Consider the following 14,700-nt stretch of genomic DNA (forward strand, 5'->3'; position numbering starts at 1 on the left):
GTGATCTGATGCAGGTCGACATGGAAGGTGGCGCTAACCTTTCACTAACCATTCGGCCCGATGATAGTGTATGAGCGACCCTGAAAAAGCCTGGATCGGCCCCTATGGGACGATTCTCGCATCCACCTATCCATTGACGACGAAATACGCCGGAAGCCGTTTTATGTCTCTGACGAATAGCCAGTCCATATCGACTTTGACGAAGATTGCGCTTGGCGCAGCGACTGGCATTGCCCTCGCTGTCGTCTCGGGCTGCTCGACCAATCTCTCCGATATCGCGCCGCAGACGACCATCTCGCCGAAGCTTGCCGGCGAAATCAGCCGCAAGGGCTTTCGTCAGCAGGATGCCGTCTTGGTGCGCATCTTCAAGGAAGAGAGCGAACTCGAGGTCTGGAAAAAGAAATCGAACGGCCAATATGCGCTGTTCAAGACCTATCCGATCTGCCGCTGGTCCGGAAAGCTGGGCCCGAAGAAGCAAATCGGTGACCGCCAGGCGCCCGAGGGCTTCTACGAAGTTTCGACCAGCATGCTGAACCCGAAGTCGAAATATTACCTCTCGTTCAATCTTGGCTATCCGAACCGGCTTGAAAGCGCGCTCGGCTATTCCGGCGAAGCGCTGATGGTACACGGCGCCTGCTCGTCGGCAGGCTGCTTCGCCATGTCGGACCAGGGTGTCTACGAAATCTTCGCATTGGCCAACAAGGCGCTGCAAAGCGGCCAGACCGAGTTCCAGGTGCAAGCCTATCCGTTCCGCATGACGGCGCAGAACATGGCGCAGAATGCCCACGACCCCAACATGTCTTTCTGGCGCGACCTCAAGGTTGGCTATGATGCATTCGAACGCACCAAGCAGGAATTGAAAATTTCGGCCTGCGGCGGCCACTATGTCATCAACAAGACGTTTGCGGATGGCGAGCCGGACGACCCTATGGCCGCCTGCCCCGCCGATATCGGCACCGACCCGACGCTGACGGCGTCGACGCAGGAGCAGCAGATCGATGCGCTATCAACCTCCTACGCCAGCGCTTATGCCGACGGCGGAATGCACAAGAGTTTTCGCGAGCAGTTGAAGCGAATGGGGCCCAAGCGCATGGCTGCCAAGGTGTCGTCGATCAAGTATCCGATCAGCCGGCCGGAAGCGGCGCTATCCGATCCCTTCGAGAAAATCGACAACTAAACCGACCCGTCCGAGTTCCCCTAAGGCGTGTCGAAGCGTAGTGCGATCCGGTCTGCGGCGAACACAGTGCGCGAATACTGGATCGGCACGCCATCCAGATCCGCATTCAGCGACACGGCTTCCAGCACCACCGATCCTCCGGAAAGCTTGAGATAGGCTGCTTCCTCTGTTGACGCGGTCCTGCCGGTGACATCGGTCGAAACCCGAACATAGTCGGCCACACCCAGCGCATTGAGCGCCTTTGTCACCGAATGGTGATGGGAGATCAGTTCGCCGATATTGGCAAAGCGTGCCTCCGGAAAATAGGTGGTGGCGAGCGAGACCGGCTGCTGGTCGGCAAAGCCGATCATGAAGATGCAGGCGAGCGGCTCGCCCTCTTTCAGATGCAGCGCCTCGGCAATATCCTTGCGCGCCGGCCGGATATCGGAGCGGACCACTTCGCGCGTGATGGCGCCCGCCTGCTGGCCTAGTCCTTCGGTGAAGCGCGTTCGGCGCGTGATCGGAAACACCAGCTTCTCGCGTTTCTCGATCATCGTACCGCGACCCTGGACGCGGCTCAGAAGCCCCTCTTCCACCAGCGCCGCCAGCGCGTTGCGCACTGTGTGCCGGTTGACCCCGAAGCGTTCTGCCAGCACCGTTTCCGGCGGCACGCGGCCGGTATGGTCGAACTCGCCCGACCGGATCGAGCGGCTGATCTTGTCGGCAATCTGCTTCCAGGCGGATACGCCGCCGTGGCGGTCGATCGCGAAGTCCTGACCCGAAAATCCATGATCCATGTCACATGCCTGTCATAAGGAAGGGCTACCAGAGAAATATGTCTAGTTATCTAGACTAATAGACATCTGGAGTAAAGACAATGGCAATCGAAACGCAGGCCGATAATGGTCTGGAGCGGCGCCGGATCGGGATGGCGATCCTGGCAAAGGCTGATGAAGCTGATCTCGTGGACGCATGGTCCAAACTCCCCGAGCCGCCGCGACATCAGATCGTGCGCGGTCCCGAGACCGGCCTGGTGATGATACGCGGCCGGATCGGTGGCGGCGGTTCGCCCTTCAATCTCGGCGAGGCCAGCGTCAGCCGCGCCACCATCCGGCTGGAAAGCGGTGAGATCGGCCACGGTCACTGCCTCGGTCTCTCCAAGCGGAAAGCTGAATTGATCGCGGTGTTTGATGCGCTCTACCAGCGCCCGGAACATGTCGCGGCGATCGATGCATTGCTTGCCAGTATCTCCACCGCCCGCTCCGAGGAAGACCGAGCGCAGGCAGAGCGCACGGCTGCGACCCGAGTCGAGTTCTTCACCATGGTCCGGGGAGACGATTGATGGCCTACCAGAACCAAGCCTATACCGGCGGCTTCACCGATCCGGTCTTCAACTCCCAGTCCGTGTTCAAGTCGCTGATGGACGCCATGGCCGAGCCCGGCACCATCCACACTCTGACGCCTGCCGTCGCGCCGCCCGAACCGATGAGCAAGGGCGCCGGCGCAATTGCGCTGACGCTTTGTGATCACGACACCCCGGTGGCCCTGTCGCTGCCGCTGGTCGAAGCCGGTGTTCCCGGCTGGCTCGCCTTCCAGACTGGCGCGCTGGTGACGGACGACCGCACGGAGGCACAATTTGCTTTTGTCGACCAGGCAAGCGGCCTGCCGGCACTTTCGAGCTTCTCGGTTGGCGAACAGGAATATCCCGATCGCTCGGCCACCATCGTCGTCGAGATCGCCAGCCTGACGGGCGGCATCGAATACACACTCGAAGGACCGGGCATTGCCGAAACCGCGGTGATCGCGCCTGTCGGCCTGCCCGACCATTTCGAAAGCCTGTGGCGGCAGAACGGTGCGCATTTTCCGCGCGGCGTCGACCTGATCCTGGTCGCGGGATCCGACGTCACCTGCCTGCCGCGCACGACGCGCATCCGCAAAGGGAGAGCTTGAGCATGTATGTTGCAGTCAAGGGCGGCGAGATCGCCATTGCCAATGCCCACAAGCTTCTCGCCGAGAAGCGTCGCGGCGACCAGTCGTTGCCGGCCATCACAATCGAACAGATCATGGAGCAGCTGACCTTGTCGGTCGACCGCGTCATGGCCGAGGGTTCGCTCTACGACCGCAGCCTTGCTGCGATCGCGCTCAAGCAGGCGCGTGGCGACATGATCGAGGCGATCTTCATCCTTCGTGCCCATCGGACGACAATGCCGCGCTTCGGCCATTCCAAGCCGATCGACACCGGCTCGATGCGGGTGCTGCGGCGCGTCTCGGCGACCTACAAGGACCTGCCCGGCGGCCAGATTCTCGGGCCGACCTTCGACTACACCCACCGGCTGATCGACCCGGCGCTCTCCACCGAGGCCGAGCCGGAACCGGCTGTCGAAAAGGCCGCCAGCGGCGAAAAGGTCATGCGCGTCTCCGACATCCTCGCCGGTGAAGACCTGATCGAAGGTGACGGCCAGATGGATGCGGGGCACATGACCGGCGACATCACCCGCACGCCGCTGGAATTTCCGATGGAGCGCGACAGCCGCCTGCAGGCGTTGGCGCGTGGCGACGAGGGTTTCCTGCTGGCGCTCGGCTACTCCACCCAGCGCGGCTTCGGCAACGGTCATCCCTTTGTCGGCGAAATCCGCATCGGCGATGTGGAGATCGAGATCGACATTCCCGAGCTTGGCTTTGCCATTTCGATCGGCCGGATGCAGGTGACGGAATGCCAAATGGTCACCCAGTTCAAAGGCTCGGCCAAGCAGCCGCCGCAATTCACGCGCGGCTACGGCCTGGTCTTCGGCCAGAACGAACGCAAAGCGATGTCGATGTCACTGGTCGACCGGGCGCTTCGGGCGCGTGAGTTCAACGAGGATGTGCTGGCGCCGGCACAGGACGAGGAATTCGTCATCTCCCACTCCGACAATGTGCAGGCAACCGGCTTCGTCGAGCATCTCAAACTACCACACTATGTCGACTTCCAGGCTGAACTCGATCTCGTCCGCCGCATGCGCGCCGACTACGAGGCGACCAAGGCCCGGCCCGATGACAATGACGCGCAGAAGGAAGCGGCAGAATGACCGATCTTCAAACCGGCGAAACGCTCTACAATTTCGCTTACCTCGATGAGCAAACCAAGCGGATGATCCGCCGCGCCATTCTTAAGGCGATCGCCATTCCCGGCTATCAGGTGCCGTTCGCGTCGCGCGAAATGCCCATGCCCTATGGCTGGGGTACCGGCGGCGTGCAGGTCACGGCTGCCATTATCGGCCCTGATGATGTGCTGAAGGTCATCGACCAGGGCGCCGACGACACCACCAATGCCGTCTCCATTCGCGCCTTCTTCCAGAAGGTCGCCAATGTCGCCGTCACTACCAAGACGTCGGACGCGACCATCATCCAGACGCGCCATCGGATACCCGAAGAGACGCTGAAGGCTGGCCAGACGCTGGTCTACCAGGTGCCGATCCCGGAACCCTTGCGCTTCCTTGAACCGCGCGAGACCGAGACCCGCAAGATGCATGCGCTTGAGGAATATGGCTTGATGCATGTCAAGCTTTACGAGGATATCGCCAAGAATGGCGAGATCGCCACGACCTACTCCTACCCGGTGAAGATCGAGGGCCGCTACGTCATGAGCCCCTCGCCGATCCCGAAATTCGACAATCCGAAAATGCACATGTCGGCGGCGTTGCAGCTGTTCGGCGCCGGTCGCGAAAAGCGCATCTATGCGCTGCCGCCATTCACCGATGTCGTCAGCCTCGATTTCGACGACCACCCTTTCAAGATCCAGGAATTTTCAAAACCCTGCGCGCTGTGTGGCGCCCGCAACGTCTATCTCGACGAGGTGGTGCTCGACGACCGCGGCGGCAGGATGTTCGTCTGCTCGGACACCGACTATTGCGAGGACCGGCGCGAAGCCGGTCACGTGGGCGAACTCGGCGAAGCGACGGAGGCCGCGTGATGGACGATATGCCACTTCTCAAGATCCAGGGCTTGTCCAAGTTCTACGGAAGCCGCATCGGCTGCATGAACGTTTCCTTCGATCTCTGGCCCGGCGAGGTGCTTGCCATCGTTGGCGAATCTGGTTCCGGCAAGACGACGCTTCTGAATTGCCTTTCCACACGTCTGACTGCGGATTCGGGCATGATCCAATACCGGATGCGCGACAGCGGCTACTCCGACATTTCGCGGATGAGCGAAGCCGAGCGCCGCGTGCTGATGCGCACCGAATGGGGTTTCGTGCATCAGAATCCGGCCGATGGCCTGCGCATGTCCGTCTCGGCCGGCGCCAATGTCGGCGAGCGACTGATGGCGGTCGGCGCCCGGCACTACGGCAACATCCGCGCCGAGGCCGTGGACTGGCTGGGCCGCGTCGAGATCGATGAAGACCGCATCGACGACCAGCCGCGCGCTTTTTCCGGCGGCATGCGCCAGCGTCTGCAGATCGCCCGCAACTTGGTGACCTCCCCTCGCCTCGTCTTCATGGACGAGCCGACCGGCGGCCTCGATGTGTCGGTTCAGGCACGCCTGCTCGACCTATTGCGTGGCCTCGTCCAGGACCTGTCGCTGTCGGTGATCATCGTCACCCATGATCTCGCCGTCGCGCGACTGATCTCGCACCGGATGATGGTGATGAAGAACGGCCATGTCATCGAACAGGGCCTGACCGACCGGGTGCTCGACGATCCACGCGAGCCCTACACGCAGCTCCTCGTCTCCTCGATTCTGCAGGCATGAACATGACACATCAAACCGGAGACGCTGATATGCACCCTCCTCTCGTCGTGAGCGGTCTTGCCAAGACCTTCACCATGCACCTGCGCGGCGGGCTGACGCTGCCCGTCGTCCACAATGCTTCGCTGTTCGTCAATGCAGGTGAATGTGTCGTGCTCGGCGGTCCCTCGGGCGTCGGCAAGAGCTCCATCCTCAAGATGATCTACGGCAATTACGGCGTCAATCGCGGCGAGATCCAGATCTTCCATCGCGGCGGCACCGTCGATCTGGCGCAAGCCGATCCGCGGCAGGTGCTGGAAATCCGGCGCGAGACGCTCGGCTATGTCAGCCAGTTCCTGCGCACAGTCCCGCGCGTCGGCGCACTCGACATCGTCGCCGAGCCGCTGGCAGCGCGTGGCGTGCCGCTCGCCGGCGCACGCGACGTTGCCGCCGCCATGCTCGCCCGCCTCAACCTACCACAAGCGTTGTGGCAATTGCCGCCCGCGACCTTTTCCGGCGGCGAGCAGCAGCGTGTCAACATCGCCCGTGGTTTCATCACCGATCATTCGGTGCTGCTGCTGGACGAGCCTACCGCCTCGCTCGATGCGCAGAACCGCGCCGTCGTGGTGGAAATGATCGCCGAGAAGAAGGCCAAGGGCACGGCATTGCTCGGGATTTTCCACGACGAAGACGTCCGCAACCTCGTCGCCGACAGGATCGTCGACGTCTCCTCCTTTTCCGCACGAAAGGCCGCAGCATGAGCAACTTAGCCGAAATCTCGAGCCTGACCACCAGGCTTGGCGAAGAGCCGTTGGTTCACCCAACCGCAGTTATCACCCAGTCGACGCTCGGCCGTTTCACCGAGATCACTGAACACTGCAAGATCACCGAAACCGCGATCGACGATTATTCCTATGTGATGGAATATGGCATGATCTGGTGCGCGAAGATCGGCAAGTTCGCCAATATCGCCGCCAATGTCCGCATCAACGCCACCAATCATCCGCTGACACGGCCGACCTTGCACCACTTTACCTATCGCTCCGGCGACTATTGGCCGGATGCCGGGACCGACACCGACTTCTTCGCGCAACGCCGTGCCAATTATGTGTCGATCGGCCATGACACCTGGATCGGCCATGGCTCCACCATCCTGCCGGGCGTCAAGATCGGCAACGGCGCTGTTGTCGGTGCGGGCGCCGTCGTCTCCAAGGACGTCGAGCCCTACATGATCGTCGGTGGCGTGCCGGCGAAAAACATCCGGCCGCGCTTTTCCGAGAAAATTGCCGAGCGCTACGAAAAGCTCGCCTGGTGGGATTGGGATCACGCGAGGATCGGCGCCGCGCTCGACGATTTCCGCGATCTCGGCGCGGAGGAATTTCTAGAGAAGTACGAAGGCGGGCAGTAACCGGATCGCCGATTGGCAACGGCTATTGCCCGTCGGAAACCTTAGGCTTCGACACTGTGTGGTCGGCAATTTTCATGCTCTTCTTTGCATCTCGGTAGAAGGAATAACAGAGTGCAATAATACTCAGCGCAAGAAGTGGGGCGGCGATAATCACAAAAACGGCAATAGACTGCCGGCTGCCGTTTTCAATTAAACTCCATATCCTGCACGAGGCATAGATCATGAAAATCGGGAACAAAGTCAGCGCAACCCTGTCAGATCGAGGCCAAGTCCTCCAGATCACACTTAATACACGATGGAAATTCATAGTGGCAGACGCCTCTTGCAGCAACCAGCAAGATCATAACGCGTTTGCGATCGATGGCGATATAGGATCCGCGCTTCGTTGGTAAACAAAGCTTGAAATTGCACCACTTCCGACGCTGTGGATTGTCATCCAACTGTCACTCAACTGACACCGCAGCGTCAAGCAAGACAGCTAATCCGGTCACAAAGCATAAAACAAGAAAATAGGGATTGGCGGAATGTTCGAATTCAGAAATGTCACGCGACAATTCGGCAAGAAAATTGCTGTCGACAATGTCACGCTCGACATTCCTGCCGGCCAGATGGTCGGCATCATCGGACGTTCCGGCGCCGGTAAGTCCACTTTCCTCCGCATGATCAACCGCCTGGCCGACCCGACATCCGGCACGATTCGTTTCGGCGACCGTGACGTATCGCGCCTCGGCGGTTCCGAGCTGCGCCGATGGCATCGCGATTGCGCGATGATCTTCCAGCAGTTCAATCTCGTACCGCGCCTCGACGTGTTGACCAACGTGCTGCTCGGCCGCCTCAACCATCGTTCGACAGTCTCCAGCATCCTCAACATGTTCACCCGCGAAGAACGGATCATGGCGATTGCCGCGCTTGAGCGCCTCGGCATCGAGCAGAGTGCGTTGCAGCCCGCCGGCACGCTTTCGGGCGGCCAGCAGCAGCGCGTCGCCATTGCCCGCGCCCTGATGCAGGAGCCGAAGGTGTTGCTCGCCGACGAGCCGATCGCCTCGCTTGATCCGCTCAATGCCAAGATCGTCATGGACGCACTGAAAAGCATCAACGAGAATGACGGCATCACCGTCATCACCAACCTGCACACGCTTGATACGGCGCGTGCCTATTGCCAGCGCATCATCGGCATGGCTGCCGGCCGCGTGGTGTTCGACGGCGGTCCCAAGGACCTCAATATTGAGGCCGTCCAGAAGATCTACGGCGCCGATGGCGCCACCCTTGATGAATCCATTACTTCAACCAGCATCAATACCCCGGTCGCAGCGATGGCTGCATCCGCCGAAATCAAGCCGCTGGTGCTGCACGGCGTCTGAGCGCCGATTCCGAAATCGCCCGCCCGCGTCAAAGGCACAATCCGAGTTGACCCATGTTCCGCACAAGCGGACTGACTGGAGACGAACCATGTTGAAGAAAATCCTCTTTGCCGCGACCGCTCTTTGCGCGCTCGCCGGCGCTGCTGCAGCTGAAGACCTCAAGGAATTCCGCGTCGGCATCATCGGTGGCGAAAATGAAGCCGACCGTCTGAAGTCCTACCAGTGCATCGTCGAAAAGCTGCCTGCCGTCATCGGCGTCGAAAAGGTCTCGCTGTTCCCGGCTGCCGATTATGACGGCGTCGTACAGGGCCTACTCGGCGGCACGCTCGATTACGCCGAACTCGGCGCTTCCGGTTATGCCAAGGTCTATCTCGCCAATGCCAAGGCCGTCGAGCCGATCCTGACCACCGTCCAGACTGACGGCTCCAAGGGCTACTATTCGGTCATGGTTGCCCGCAAGGACAAGGGCTTCAAGTCGCTCGCCGACCTGAAGGGCAAGAAGCTCGGCTTCGCCGATCCGGATTCCACGTCTGGCTATCTCGTGCCGCTCGTGACCCTGCCGGAAAAGCTCGGTTCGCCGGTCAAGGAATATTTTGCTGAAACCGGTTTCGGCGGCGGCCATGAAAACCTGGTCCTCGAAGTGCTCAAGGGCACCTTCGACGCCGGTACGACCTTTGCTTCGGGCGTGGGCGAATTCAAGGATGGTTACACCTCTGGCAACCTGCGCAAGATGGTCGACAAGGGTATCCTGAACATGGACGACCTGGTCGAACTGTGGCGTTCGCCGTTGATCCCGAACGGCCCGATCGTCGTTCGCACCTCGCTCAACGAAGACATGAAGACCAAGTTCAAGGCTTTCATGCTTGGCCTGCCGAAGTCCGACCCGGCCTGCTTTGCCGCGATCGAAGGCGGCGAGTTCCAGAGCTTCACGGAAGTAACGCCGGACTTCTACAAGCCGATCATCGACGCCCGCAAGTCGACGATCGGCGGTTGATAGACTGAAACACCCAGACGCCGTCGGAAATGATTTCCGGCGGCGTTTTTGCGGCTGGACGACAAAGGATTGAGATCATGGCGGCAATCGCCCCACTCGGCGAAAATGGTGCGCGGGTCGAACGCCACTGGCAAGAGCTGGCGGCCAAGCGCCGCCTCTACTCTTTCATCGGCATTGTGTTGTTCCTGCTCGCGCTCGGCGGCTCGCTGTGGTTTGCCAACGACACCAATTCCGGCAAATTCTTCGATCGCCTGCCGCATGTCTTCGATTTCGTCCAGGAACTGATCCCGCGCGACCCGTGGGAAATCTTCCGCGCCATGTTCGACCTGCCCTCGCCCTATGACGACGGCAGCCTCAAGTACAATTATGTCGAGGGCCGCTACTATATTACCCAGACTTTCTACATTCCCGAATATTTCTACAAGATGCTGGAGACGGTGAATATTGCCATCTTCTCGACGCTGATCGGCATGACCTTCGGCTTCGCCCTATCCTTCCTCGCCGCGAAAAACCTGATGCACAATATGTGGGTGCGCGGGCTCGTGCGCCGCATCATGGAAATCCTGCGTGCATTTCCGGAAGTCGTTGTTGCAGGCTTCTTCCTGGCGATCTTCTCGCTCGGCCCGGTGCCGGCGATCATGGCGGTGACGATCCACACAGTCGGCGCGCTGGGAAAGATGTTCTACGAAGTCGTCGAGAATGCCGACATGAAGCCTGATGAGGGTCTGCGCGCCTCGGGCGCCAACTGGTTCGAGCGCGTCTGGTTCGCGATCGTCCCGCAGGTGATGCCGAACTTCGTCTCCTATGCGTTGCTCAGGCTCGAGATCAATGTGCGCGCCTCCACCATCATCGGTGCCGTCGGCGGCGGCGGCATCGGCGAGCTGCTGCGTCTTTCGATCTCGCAGAGCCATGCCGCCAAGACGGTGGCGATCGTGACGCTGCTGTTCGTGACCATTATCGCTGTCGACCAGTTCTCTGCCTGGCTGCGCCGCAAGCTTGCGGGCGAGCAGTCATTCCAACTCATGCAATAGCCGGAGACACGCCATGAACGCCATCGACATGGAACTGGTCGCCGCCCGCCACCCCGGCCTGCTGACTGTACCGCTTTCGCGCAAGCTGCGGCTGCCGATCATCCTGCTTTGCGCAGTTGCCTATTTTGCTTTCTGCTTCTGGTTTTTCGCATTCGGCCGGGTGTTTTCGTCGGCGGACTGGAACCTAGCGGGAGCCTATCTCGCCGACTGGGCAACCTTTGAGGAGCGCCCGGACATCCGCATTGGTGCCGACGGCACCATGCGTATCGCCTTTCCGAAGAATTCATCACTCGGCGACAATCCCAATCCTGACTGGTTGATAAAGGACGAGACCAAGGTCACCCGCGTGATCGATGTCCCGGCCGCGGCCGAGGCTGCAGCACCGACGCAGAAGTCTACCGCCTTCAATTTCATGGCGACGGGGCAGGACAACCAGGCACAGAACACACTCACCGAAAAGAAGACCGAAACGGTCACCGACAGGGTGATCACGCATGCGCATATCACCTATAGTTCGTCGAAAAGCGTTGATGTCACCACCGAGCGCGCCGAGATCAGAAACGGCAACGAGGTACTGACCATCCCGCTCGGCGGCAAGGAAATCAATCTCGGCAAGCCGCTGCCGAGCTGGGCCTCGCAACCCTATGCCGGCGGCAAGGTCATCATCAGCCTCGGTTTTCCCGGCTGGCTGGAAGTCGAGCCGGATCGCGTGAAAATCCGCAAGCGCTTCTTCGGCTGGGCCAATTTCATCTTCGACACCAATTCGCAATTCTTCGGCAAGAGCACCAGCGAAGTCTACACGTTGATCATGTCCGGCCCGCGCCTCAATCCCAATGAAAGTAATGCGTCGCTGGCGATGAACGATTTCCTGTACAATCCATCCTGGCAGCATCTCGATGTCTGGGTGAAATTGATGCAGACCATTGTCATGGCCTTCGTCGGCACGCTGTTTGCCTCGATCCTTTCGTTCCCGCTGGCTTTCGTGGCAGCACGCAACATCACCCGCAACAAGATCGCCAACCAGGTGACGAAGCGCTTCTTCGACTTCCAGCGCTCGGTCGACATGCTGATCTGGGCTTTGTTCTTCACCCGCGCCTTCGGCCCCGGGCCGCTCGCCGGCATCTCGGCGATCTTTTTCACCGACACCGGCACGCTCGGCAAGCTCTATGCCGAGGCCCTGGAAAACATCGACAACAAGCCGCGAGAAGGCATCAAGTCCGTGGGTGCGGCGCCCGCCGCCATTCATCGCTTTGCCGTCATACCGCAGGTGCTGCCGGTATTCGTCAGCCAGGCGCTGTATTTCTGGGAATCCAACACCCGCTCTGCCACCATCATCGGCGCCGTCGGTGCAGGCGGCATCGGCCTCAAACTCTGGGAAGCGATGCGGACCAATTCGGACTGGGAGAACGTGGCATATATGGTCGTGCTGATCCTGATCGTCGTCTATATCTTCGACACAATTTCCAACGTCCTGCGTTCTAAATTGATAGGCTCGGCTTCACGTTAGTGTCATAAAAAGCGTCTACAGCACCGGCTTGCCTTCGAGCCTGGTCTCATTCGAGTCTCATTGGAACCACCATGCGGTATGCCATCTATTTCACTCCACCGGAGGGGGATGCCCTCGCGGTTCTCGCCGCCAATTGGCTCGGCCGCGATCATTTTCGCAACCAGGAGATACAGCAGCCAGAGGTCGCAGCGTTCCCGGAAGCGGAACTCGCTGAACTGACGGCCGAACCAATGCGCTACGGCTTTCATGCAACGCTGAAGGCACCCTTCGAGCTCGCCGAAAGCGCAAGCGAAGCCGCGCTGCATGCTGATTTCGATGCCTTTGCCGCCAATATCGCGCCGTTGCAAATTCCCTCGATCACGCTCGGCCAGCTCGGCGCGTTCTTTGCGCTGGTGCCGGCTGACTGGAACACCGAGTTGCAGCAATTCGCCGACATATGCGTCCGGCATTTCGAGCAGTTTCGCGCACCGATCGACGAAAAGGACATTGCGCGGCGCAGGCCCGACAGCCTGTCGGCCAGCCAGCGCCACCACCTGATGACATGGGGCTATCCCTATGTGTTCGAGGATTTCCGCTTCCACATGACCTTGACCGGCCAGGTGCCGGCCGAGCGCCAACCCGCAATGCGCACGGTGCTTGCCGAAACCTTCTCCGAGATCATCGACAGGCCGCTCGACATCGCCCATCTCGCCCTGTTCAAGGAGCCGGCGCGCGGCGCCCCCTTCGTGCTAGACAGGATCCAGCCATTGTCCGCCATTCGCCTAGGAAAGACCGCCTGACATGTCCAAGGAAACCGTTTTCAGCAATGCCCATATCGTCCTCGACGACGAGATTATCTCCGGCTCGATCCTCATCCGTGACGGCAAGATCGCCGACATCTCCGAGGGCTCGACTCGTCTCGGGGATGATCTTGAAGGCGACTACCTGATCCCTGGGCTGATCGAACTCCACACCGACCACCTTGAAGCGCATTACTCCCCGCGTCCCGGTGTCCGCTGGGGCAAGATTGCCGCCATCCAGGCCCATGATTCCCAGGTCGCCGCCTCCGGCATCACCACAGTGTTCGACTGCCTGCGCATGGGCTCGGACGAGGACGGCGGGTTTGAGCTCGGCGAGATGCGTGACATGGCCGATGCGCTTGCTTCCGCCAGCCGCGACAAGCGCCTGAAGGCCGAGCATCTGATCCACCTGCGTTGCGAAGTGTCGTCCGCCAATGTGCTCGATCATTTCGAAGATTTCGAGAATGATCCGCAGGTGCGTCTTGTGTCCTTGATGGATCATGCGCCCGGTCAACGACAATTCCAGACGCTCGAGCAGTACAGCCTGTACTACCAGAAAAAGCGCGGCATGTCGGACGCGGATTTCGCGGTCTTTTGTGCCGCCCGCCAGCAATCTTCCGCGCTCTATGCCAAGCCGCATCGCGATGCGATTGCGGGTGCCTGCGCCGAGCGCAACATCACCGTTGCCTCGCATGACGATGCCACGATCGAGCATGTCAACGAGGCCATAGCCTATGGCGTCCGCCTGGCGGAATTCCCGACCAGCATCGAGGCGGCACGTGCCTCCCACGAGGCCGGGCTCAGCGTGTTGATGGGTGCACCGAACATCGTGCGCGGCAAGTCGCATTCCGGCAACATTTCCGCGCGCGATCTCGCCAATGCAGGATTGCTGGACGTGTTGTCCTCCGACTATGTGCCGCTCAGCCTTATCCATGCGCCTTTCGTACTGGCGGACGGCGATGACGGCATGCCCTTGCCGCAGGCTATCGCGTTGGTCACCTCCACCCCTGCCCGCACCGTCGGCCTCAGTGACCGCGGCCGGATCGCTCCCGAACTGCGCGCCGACGTCGTCCGCATCCACCGCATGGATGGCGTGCCGGTGGTGCGTTCGGTCTGGAGGGAAGGAAACCGGGTGATATGAGCGGCGAACACATGCCCGGCACGATGATCGTCGTTGTCGGCCCAAGCGGCGCCGGCAAGGACACGCTTCTGGACTACGCCCGGCAGCGACTGGCGGACGAGACCGATATCGGCTTTGTCAGACGCTTCATCACCCGCGACAGCGATGCCGGCGGCGAAGATCACCAGGCGGTGACCGTGGCGGAATTCGAAACGCTGCGAAATCAGGGCGCCTTTGCGGTTTCCTGGGGTGCGCATGGGCTGTTCTATGGCGTGCCGGCCAACACCAGTGCGCGGATCGCTCTCGGTGACACGCTTGTCGTCAATGGCTCACGCGCCGCCATCCCGGAATTCCTCAAGGCCTATTTGAAGGTCGTGGCGATCTCCATCACGGCGCGCCCCGAGATCATCGCCGAGCGGCTGGCGGCGCGCGGCCGCGAGAGTGCGGAGGACATCCGCAAGCGGCTCGCCCGTGCGACTGAAGACTGGCAGGGCAACTGCGAATGTATAACGATCGACAATAGCGGTGCGATCGAAGACGCCGGCGAGGCGTTGCTCAGCACGATCATCGCGGTGGCCAAGCGCAGTGGGTTTTCGGCGCCCCTGGCTGGACAAGCCTGCGCAACTGCCCGCTAGACGCT

Annotated in this window: 16 protein-coding genes; 15 read left to right on the forward strand and 1 reads right to left on the reverse strand. The window is 60.7% G+C overall.

Translation table 11 applies throughout. The features are described 5' to 3' along the window. Window positions 1–163 precede the first annotated feature (163 nt). The gene (locus ACXHRN_RS11990) at window positions 164–1,177 is read left to right on the forward strand and encodes a L,D-transpeptidase family protein (RefSeq protein ID WP_488641533.1); all 1,014 of its coding nucleotides are present in this window, start codon (window positions 164–166) and stop codon (window positions 1,175–1,177) included. Window positions 1,178–1,197: 20 nt separating this feature from the next. Here ACXHRN_RS11990 and phnF read toward each other — a convergent pair whose 3' ends face one another. Next, window positions 1,198–1,953 (reverse strand): phosphonate metabolism transcriptional regulator PhnF, encoded by a 756-nt coding sequence (gene phnF / locus ACXHRN_RS11995; protein ID WP_488641534.1) that lies wholly within the window; start codon window positions 1,951–1,953, stop codon window positions 1,198–1,200. Between the two features lie 80 nt (window positions 1,954–2,033). Between phnF and phnG the strand changes: the two genes are divergently transcribed. The 14 genes from phnG to phnN all read left to right on the forward strand — a co-directional run bounded on the left by phnG (window position 2,034) and on the right by phnN (window position 14,695). Continuing rightward, complete coding sequence (phnG, locus tag ACXHRN_RS12000) at window positions 2,034–2,498, forward strand: phosphonate C-P lyase system protein PhnG (RefSeq protein WP_488641535.1); 465 nt, start codon at window positions 2,034–2,036, stop codon at window positions 2,496–2,498. Then, a complete protein-coding gene (phnH, locus tag ACXHRN_RS12005; RefSeq protein WP_488641536.1) occupies window positions 2,498–3,106 on the forward strand; it encodes a phosphonate C-P lyase system protein PhnH in 609 nt (202 codons plus the stop codon). Before phnG ends, phnH begins: the two co-directional genes overlap by 1 nt. A gap of 2 nt (window positions 3,107–3,108) precedes the next feature. Next, window positions 3,109–4,224: a carbon-phosphorus lyase complex subunit gene (locus ACXHRN_RS12010; RefSeq protein ID WP_488641537.1), complete on the forward strand. Its 1,116-nt coding sequence runs from the start codon at window positions 3,109–3,111 to the stop codon at window positions 4,222–4,224. Next, entirely contained in the window at window positions 4,221–5,108 is an 888-nt protein-coding gene (locus ACXHRN_RS12015) for an alpha-D-ribose 1-methylphosphonate 5-phosphate C-P-lyase PhnJ (protein WP_488641538.1), read from the forward strand. The genes ACXHRN_RS12010 and ACXHRN_RS12015 overlap by 4 nt, the downstream gene beginning before the upstream one ends. Next, on the forward strand, window positions 5,108–5,884 hold the full coding sequence (gene phnK, locus ACXHRN_RS12020; RefSeq protein WP_488641539.1) for a phosphonate C-P lyase system protein PhnK: 777 nt from the start codon (window positions 5,108–5,110) through the stop codon (window positions 5,882–5,884). The genes ACXHRN_RS12015 and phnK overlap by 1 nt, the downstream gene beginning before the upstream one ends. 29 nt (window positions 5,885–5,913) lie before the next feature. After that, a complete protein-coding gene (gene phnL, locus ACXHRN_RS12025; protein ID WP_488641540.1) occupies window positions 5,914–6,621 on the forward strand; it encodes a phosphonate C-P lyase system protein PhnL in 708 nt (235 codons plus the stop codon). Then, entirely contained in the window at window positions 6,618–7,268 is a 651-nt protein-coding gene (locus ACXHRN_RS12030; protein ID WP_488641541.1) for a DapH/DapD/GlmU-related protein, read from the forward strand. The genes phnL and ACXHRN_RS12030 overlap by 4 nt, the downstream gene beginning before the upstream one ends. 524 nt (window positions 7,269–7,792) lie before the next feature. Continuing rightward, window positions 7,793–8,629, forward strand: coding sequence for a phosphonate ABC transporter ATP-binding protein (gene phnC, locus ACXHRN_RS12035; protein WP_488641542.1), 837 nt, complete (start codon window positions 7,793–7,795; stop codon window positions 8,627–8,629). An 88-nt stretch (window positions 8,630–8,717) separates the two neighbouring features. After that, window positions 8,718–9,623: a phosphonate ABC transporter substrate-binding protein gene (phnD, locus tag ACXHRN_RS12040; protein ID WP_488641543.1), complete on the forward strand. Its 906-nt coding sequence runs from the start codon at window positions 8,718–8,720 to the stop codon at window positions 9,621–9,623. A gap of 77 nt (window positions 9,624–9,700) precedes the next feature. Beyond that, window positions 9,701–10,654 carry a phosphonate ABC transporter, permease protein PhnE gene (gene phnE, locus ACXHRN_RS12045; protein ID WP_488641544.1) on the forward strand — a complete coding sequence of 318 codons (954 nt, stop codon included), beginning with the start codon at window positions 9,701–9,703 and terminating at the stop codon, window positions 10,652–10,654. Window positions 10,655–10,667: 13 nt separating this feature from the next. Continuing rightward, on the forward strand, window positions 10,668–12,161 hold the full coding sequence (gene phnE / locus ACXHRN_RS12050) for a phosphonate ABC transporter, permease protein PhnE (RefSeq protein WP_488641545.1): 1,494 nt from the start codon (window positions 10,668–10,670) through the stop codon (window positions 12,159–12,161). 71 nt (window positions 12,162–12,232) lie between these two features. Further along, complete coding sequence (locus ACXHRN_RS12055; protein ID WP_488641546.1) at window positions 12,233–12,940, forward strand: DUF1045 domain-containing protein; 708 nt, start codon at window positions 12,233–12,235, stop codon at window positions 12,938–12,940. A gap of 1 nt (window position 12,941) precedes the next feature. Next, on the forward strand, window positions 12,942–14,081 hold the full coding sequence (locus ACXHRN_RS12060; RefSeq protein ID WP_488641547.1) for an alpha-D-ribose 1-methylphosphonate 5-triphosphate diphosphatase: 1,140 nt from the start codon (window positions 12,942–12,944) through the stop codon (window positions 14,079–14,081). Continuing rightward, window positions 14,078–14,695, forward strand: coding sequence for a phosphonate metabolism protein/1,5-bisphosphokinase (PRPP-forming) PhnN (gene phnN / locus ACXHRN_RS12065; protein ID WP_488641548.1), 618 nt, complete (start codon window positions 14,078–14,080; stop codon window positions 14,693–14,695). Before ACXHRN_RS12060 ends, phnN begins: the two co-directional genes overlap by 4 nt. The last annotated feature ends 5 nt before the right edge of the window (window positions 14,696–14,700 follow it).

The sequence above is a fragment of the Shinella sp. OV683 genome (assembly GCF_057787725.1).

Coding starts and splice junctions, on each gene's coding strand:
- ACXHRN_RS12055 (WP_488641546.1), top strand. CDS start 12,233: ATGCGGTATGCCATCTATTTCACTCCACCGGAGGGGGATGCCCTCGCG.
- phnC (WP_488641542.1), top strand. CDS start 7,793: ATGTTCGAATTCAGAAATGTCACGCGACAATTCGGCAAGAAAATTGCT.
- phnG (WP_488641535.1), top strand. CDS start 2,034: ATGGCAATCGAAACGCAGGCCGATAATGGTCTGGAGCGGCGCCGGATC.
- phnN (WP_488641548.1), top strand. CDS start 14,078: ATGAGCGGCGAACACATGCCCGGCACGATGATCGTCGTTGTCGGCCCA.
- phnH (WP_488641536.1), top strand. CDS start 2,498: ATGGCCTACCAGAACCAAGCCTATACCGGCGGCTTCACCGATCCGGTC.
- phnE (WP_488641544.1), top strand. CDS start 9,701: ATGGCGGCAATCGCCCCACTCGGCGAAAATGGTGCGCGGGTCGAACGC.
- phnK (WP_488641539.1), top strand. CDS start 5,108: ATGGACGATATGCCACTTCTCAAGATCCAGGGCTTGTCCAAGTTCTAC.
- ACXHRN_RS12015 (WP_488641538.1), top strand. CDS start 4,221: ATGACCGATCTTCAAACCGGCGAAACGCTCTACAATTTCGCTTACCTC.
- ACXHRN_RS12010 (WP_488641537.1), top strand. CDS start 3,109: ATGTATGTTGCAGTCAAGGGCGGCGAGATCGCCATTGCCAATGCCCAC.
- ACXHRN_RS12030 (WP_488641541.1), top strand. CDS start 6,618: ATGAGCAACTTAGCCGAAATCTCGAGCCTGACCACCAGGCTTGGCGAA.
- phnF (WP_488641534.1), bottom strand. CDS start 1,953: ATGGATCATGGATTTTCGGGTCAGGACTTCGCGATCGACCGCCACGGC.
- phnL (WP_488641540.1), top strand. CDS start 5,914: ATGCACCCTCCTCTCGTCGTGAGCGGTCTTGCCAAGACCTTCACCATG.
- ACXHRN_RS11990 (WP_488641533.1), top strand. CDS start 164: ATGTCTCTGACGAATAGCCAGTCCATATCGACTTTGACGAAGATTGCG.
- ACXHRN_RS12060 (WP_488641547.1), top strand. CDS start 12,942: ATGTCCAAGGAAACCGTTTTCAGCAATGCCCATATCGTCCTCGACGAC.
- phnD (WP_488641543.1), top strand. CDS start 8,718: ATGTTGAAGAAAATCCTCTTTGCCGCGACCGCTCTTTGCGCGCTCGCC.
- phnE (WP_488641545.1), top strand. CDS start 10,668: ATGAACGCCATCGACATGGAACTGGTCGCCGCCCGCCACCCCGGCCTG.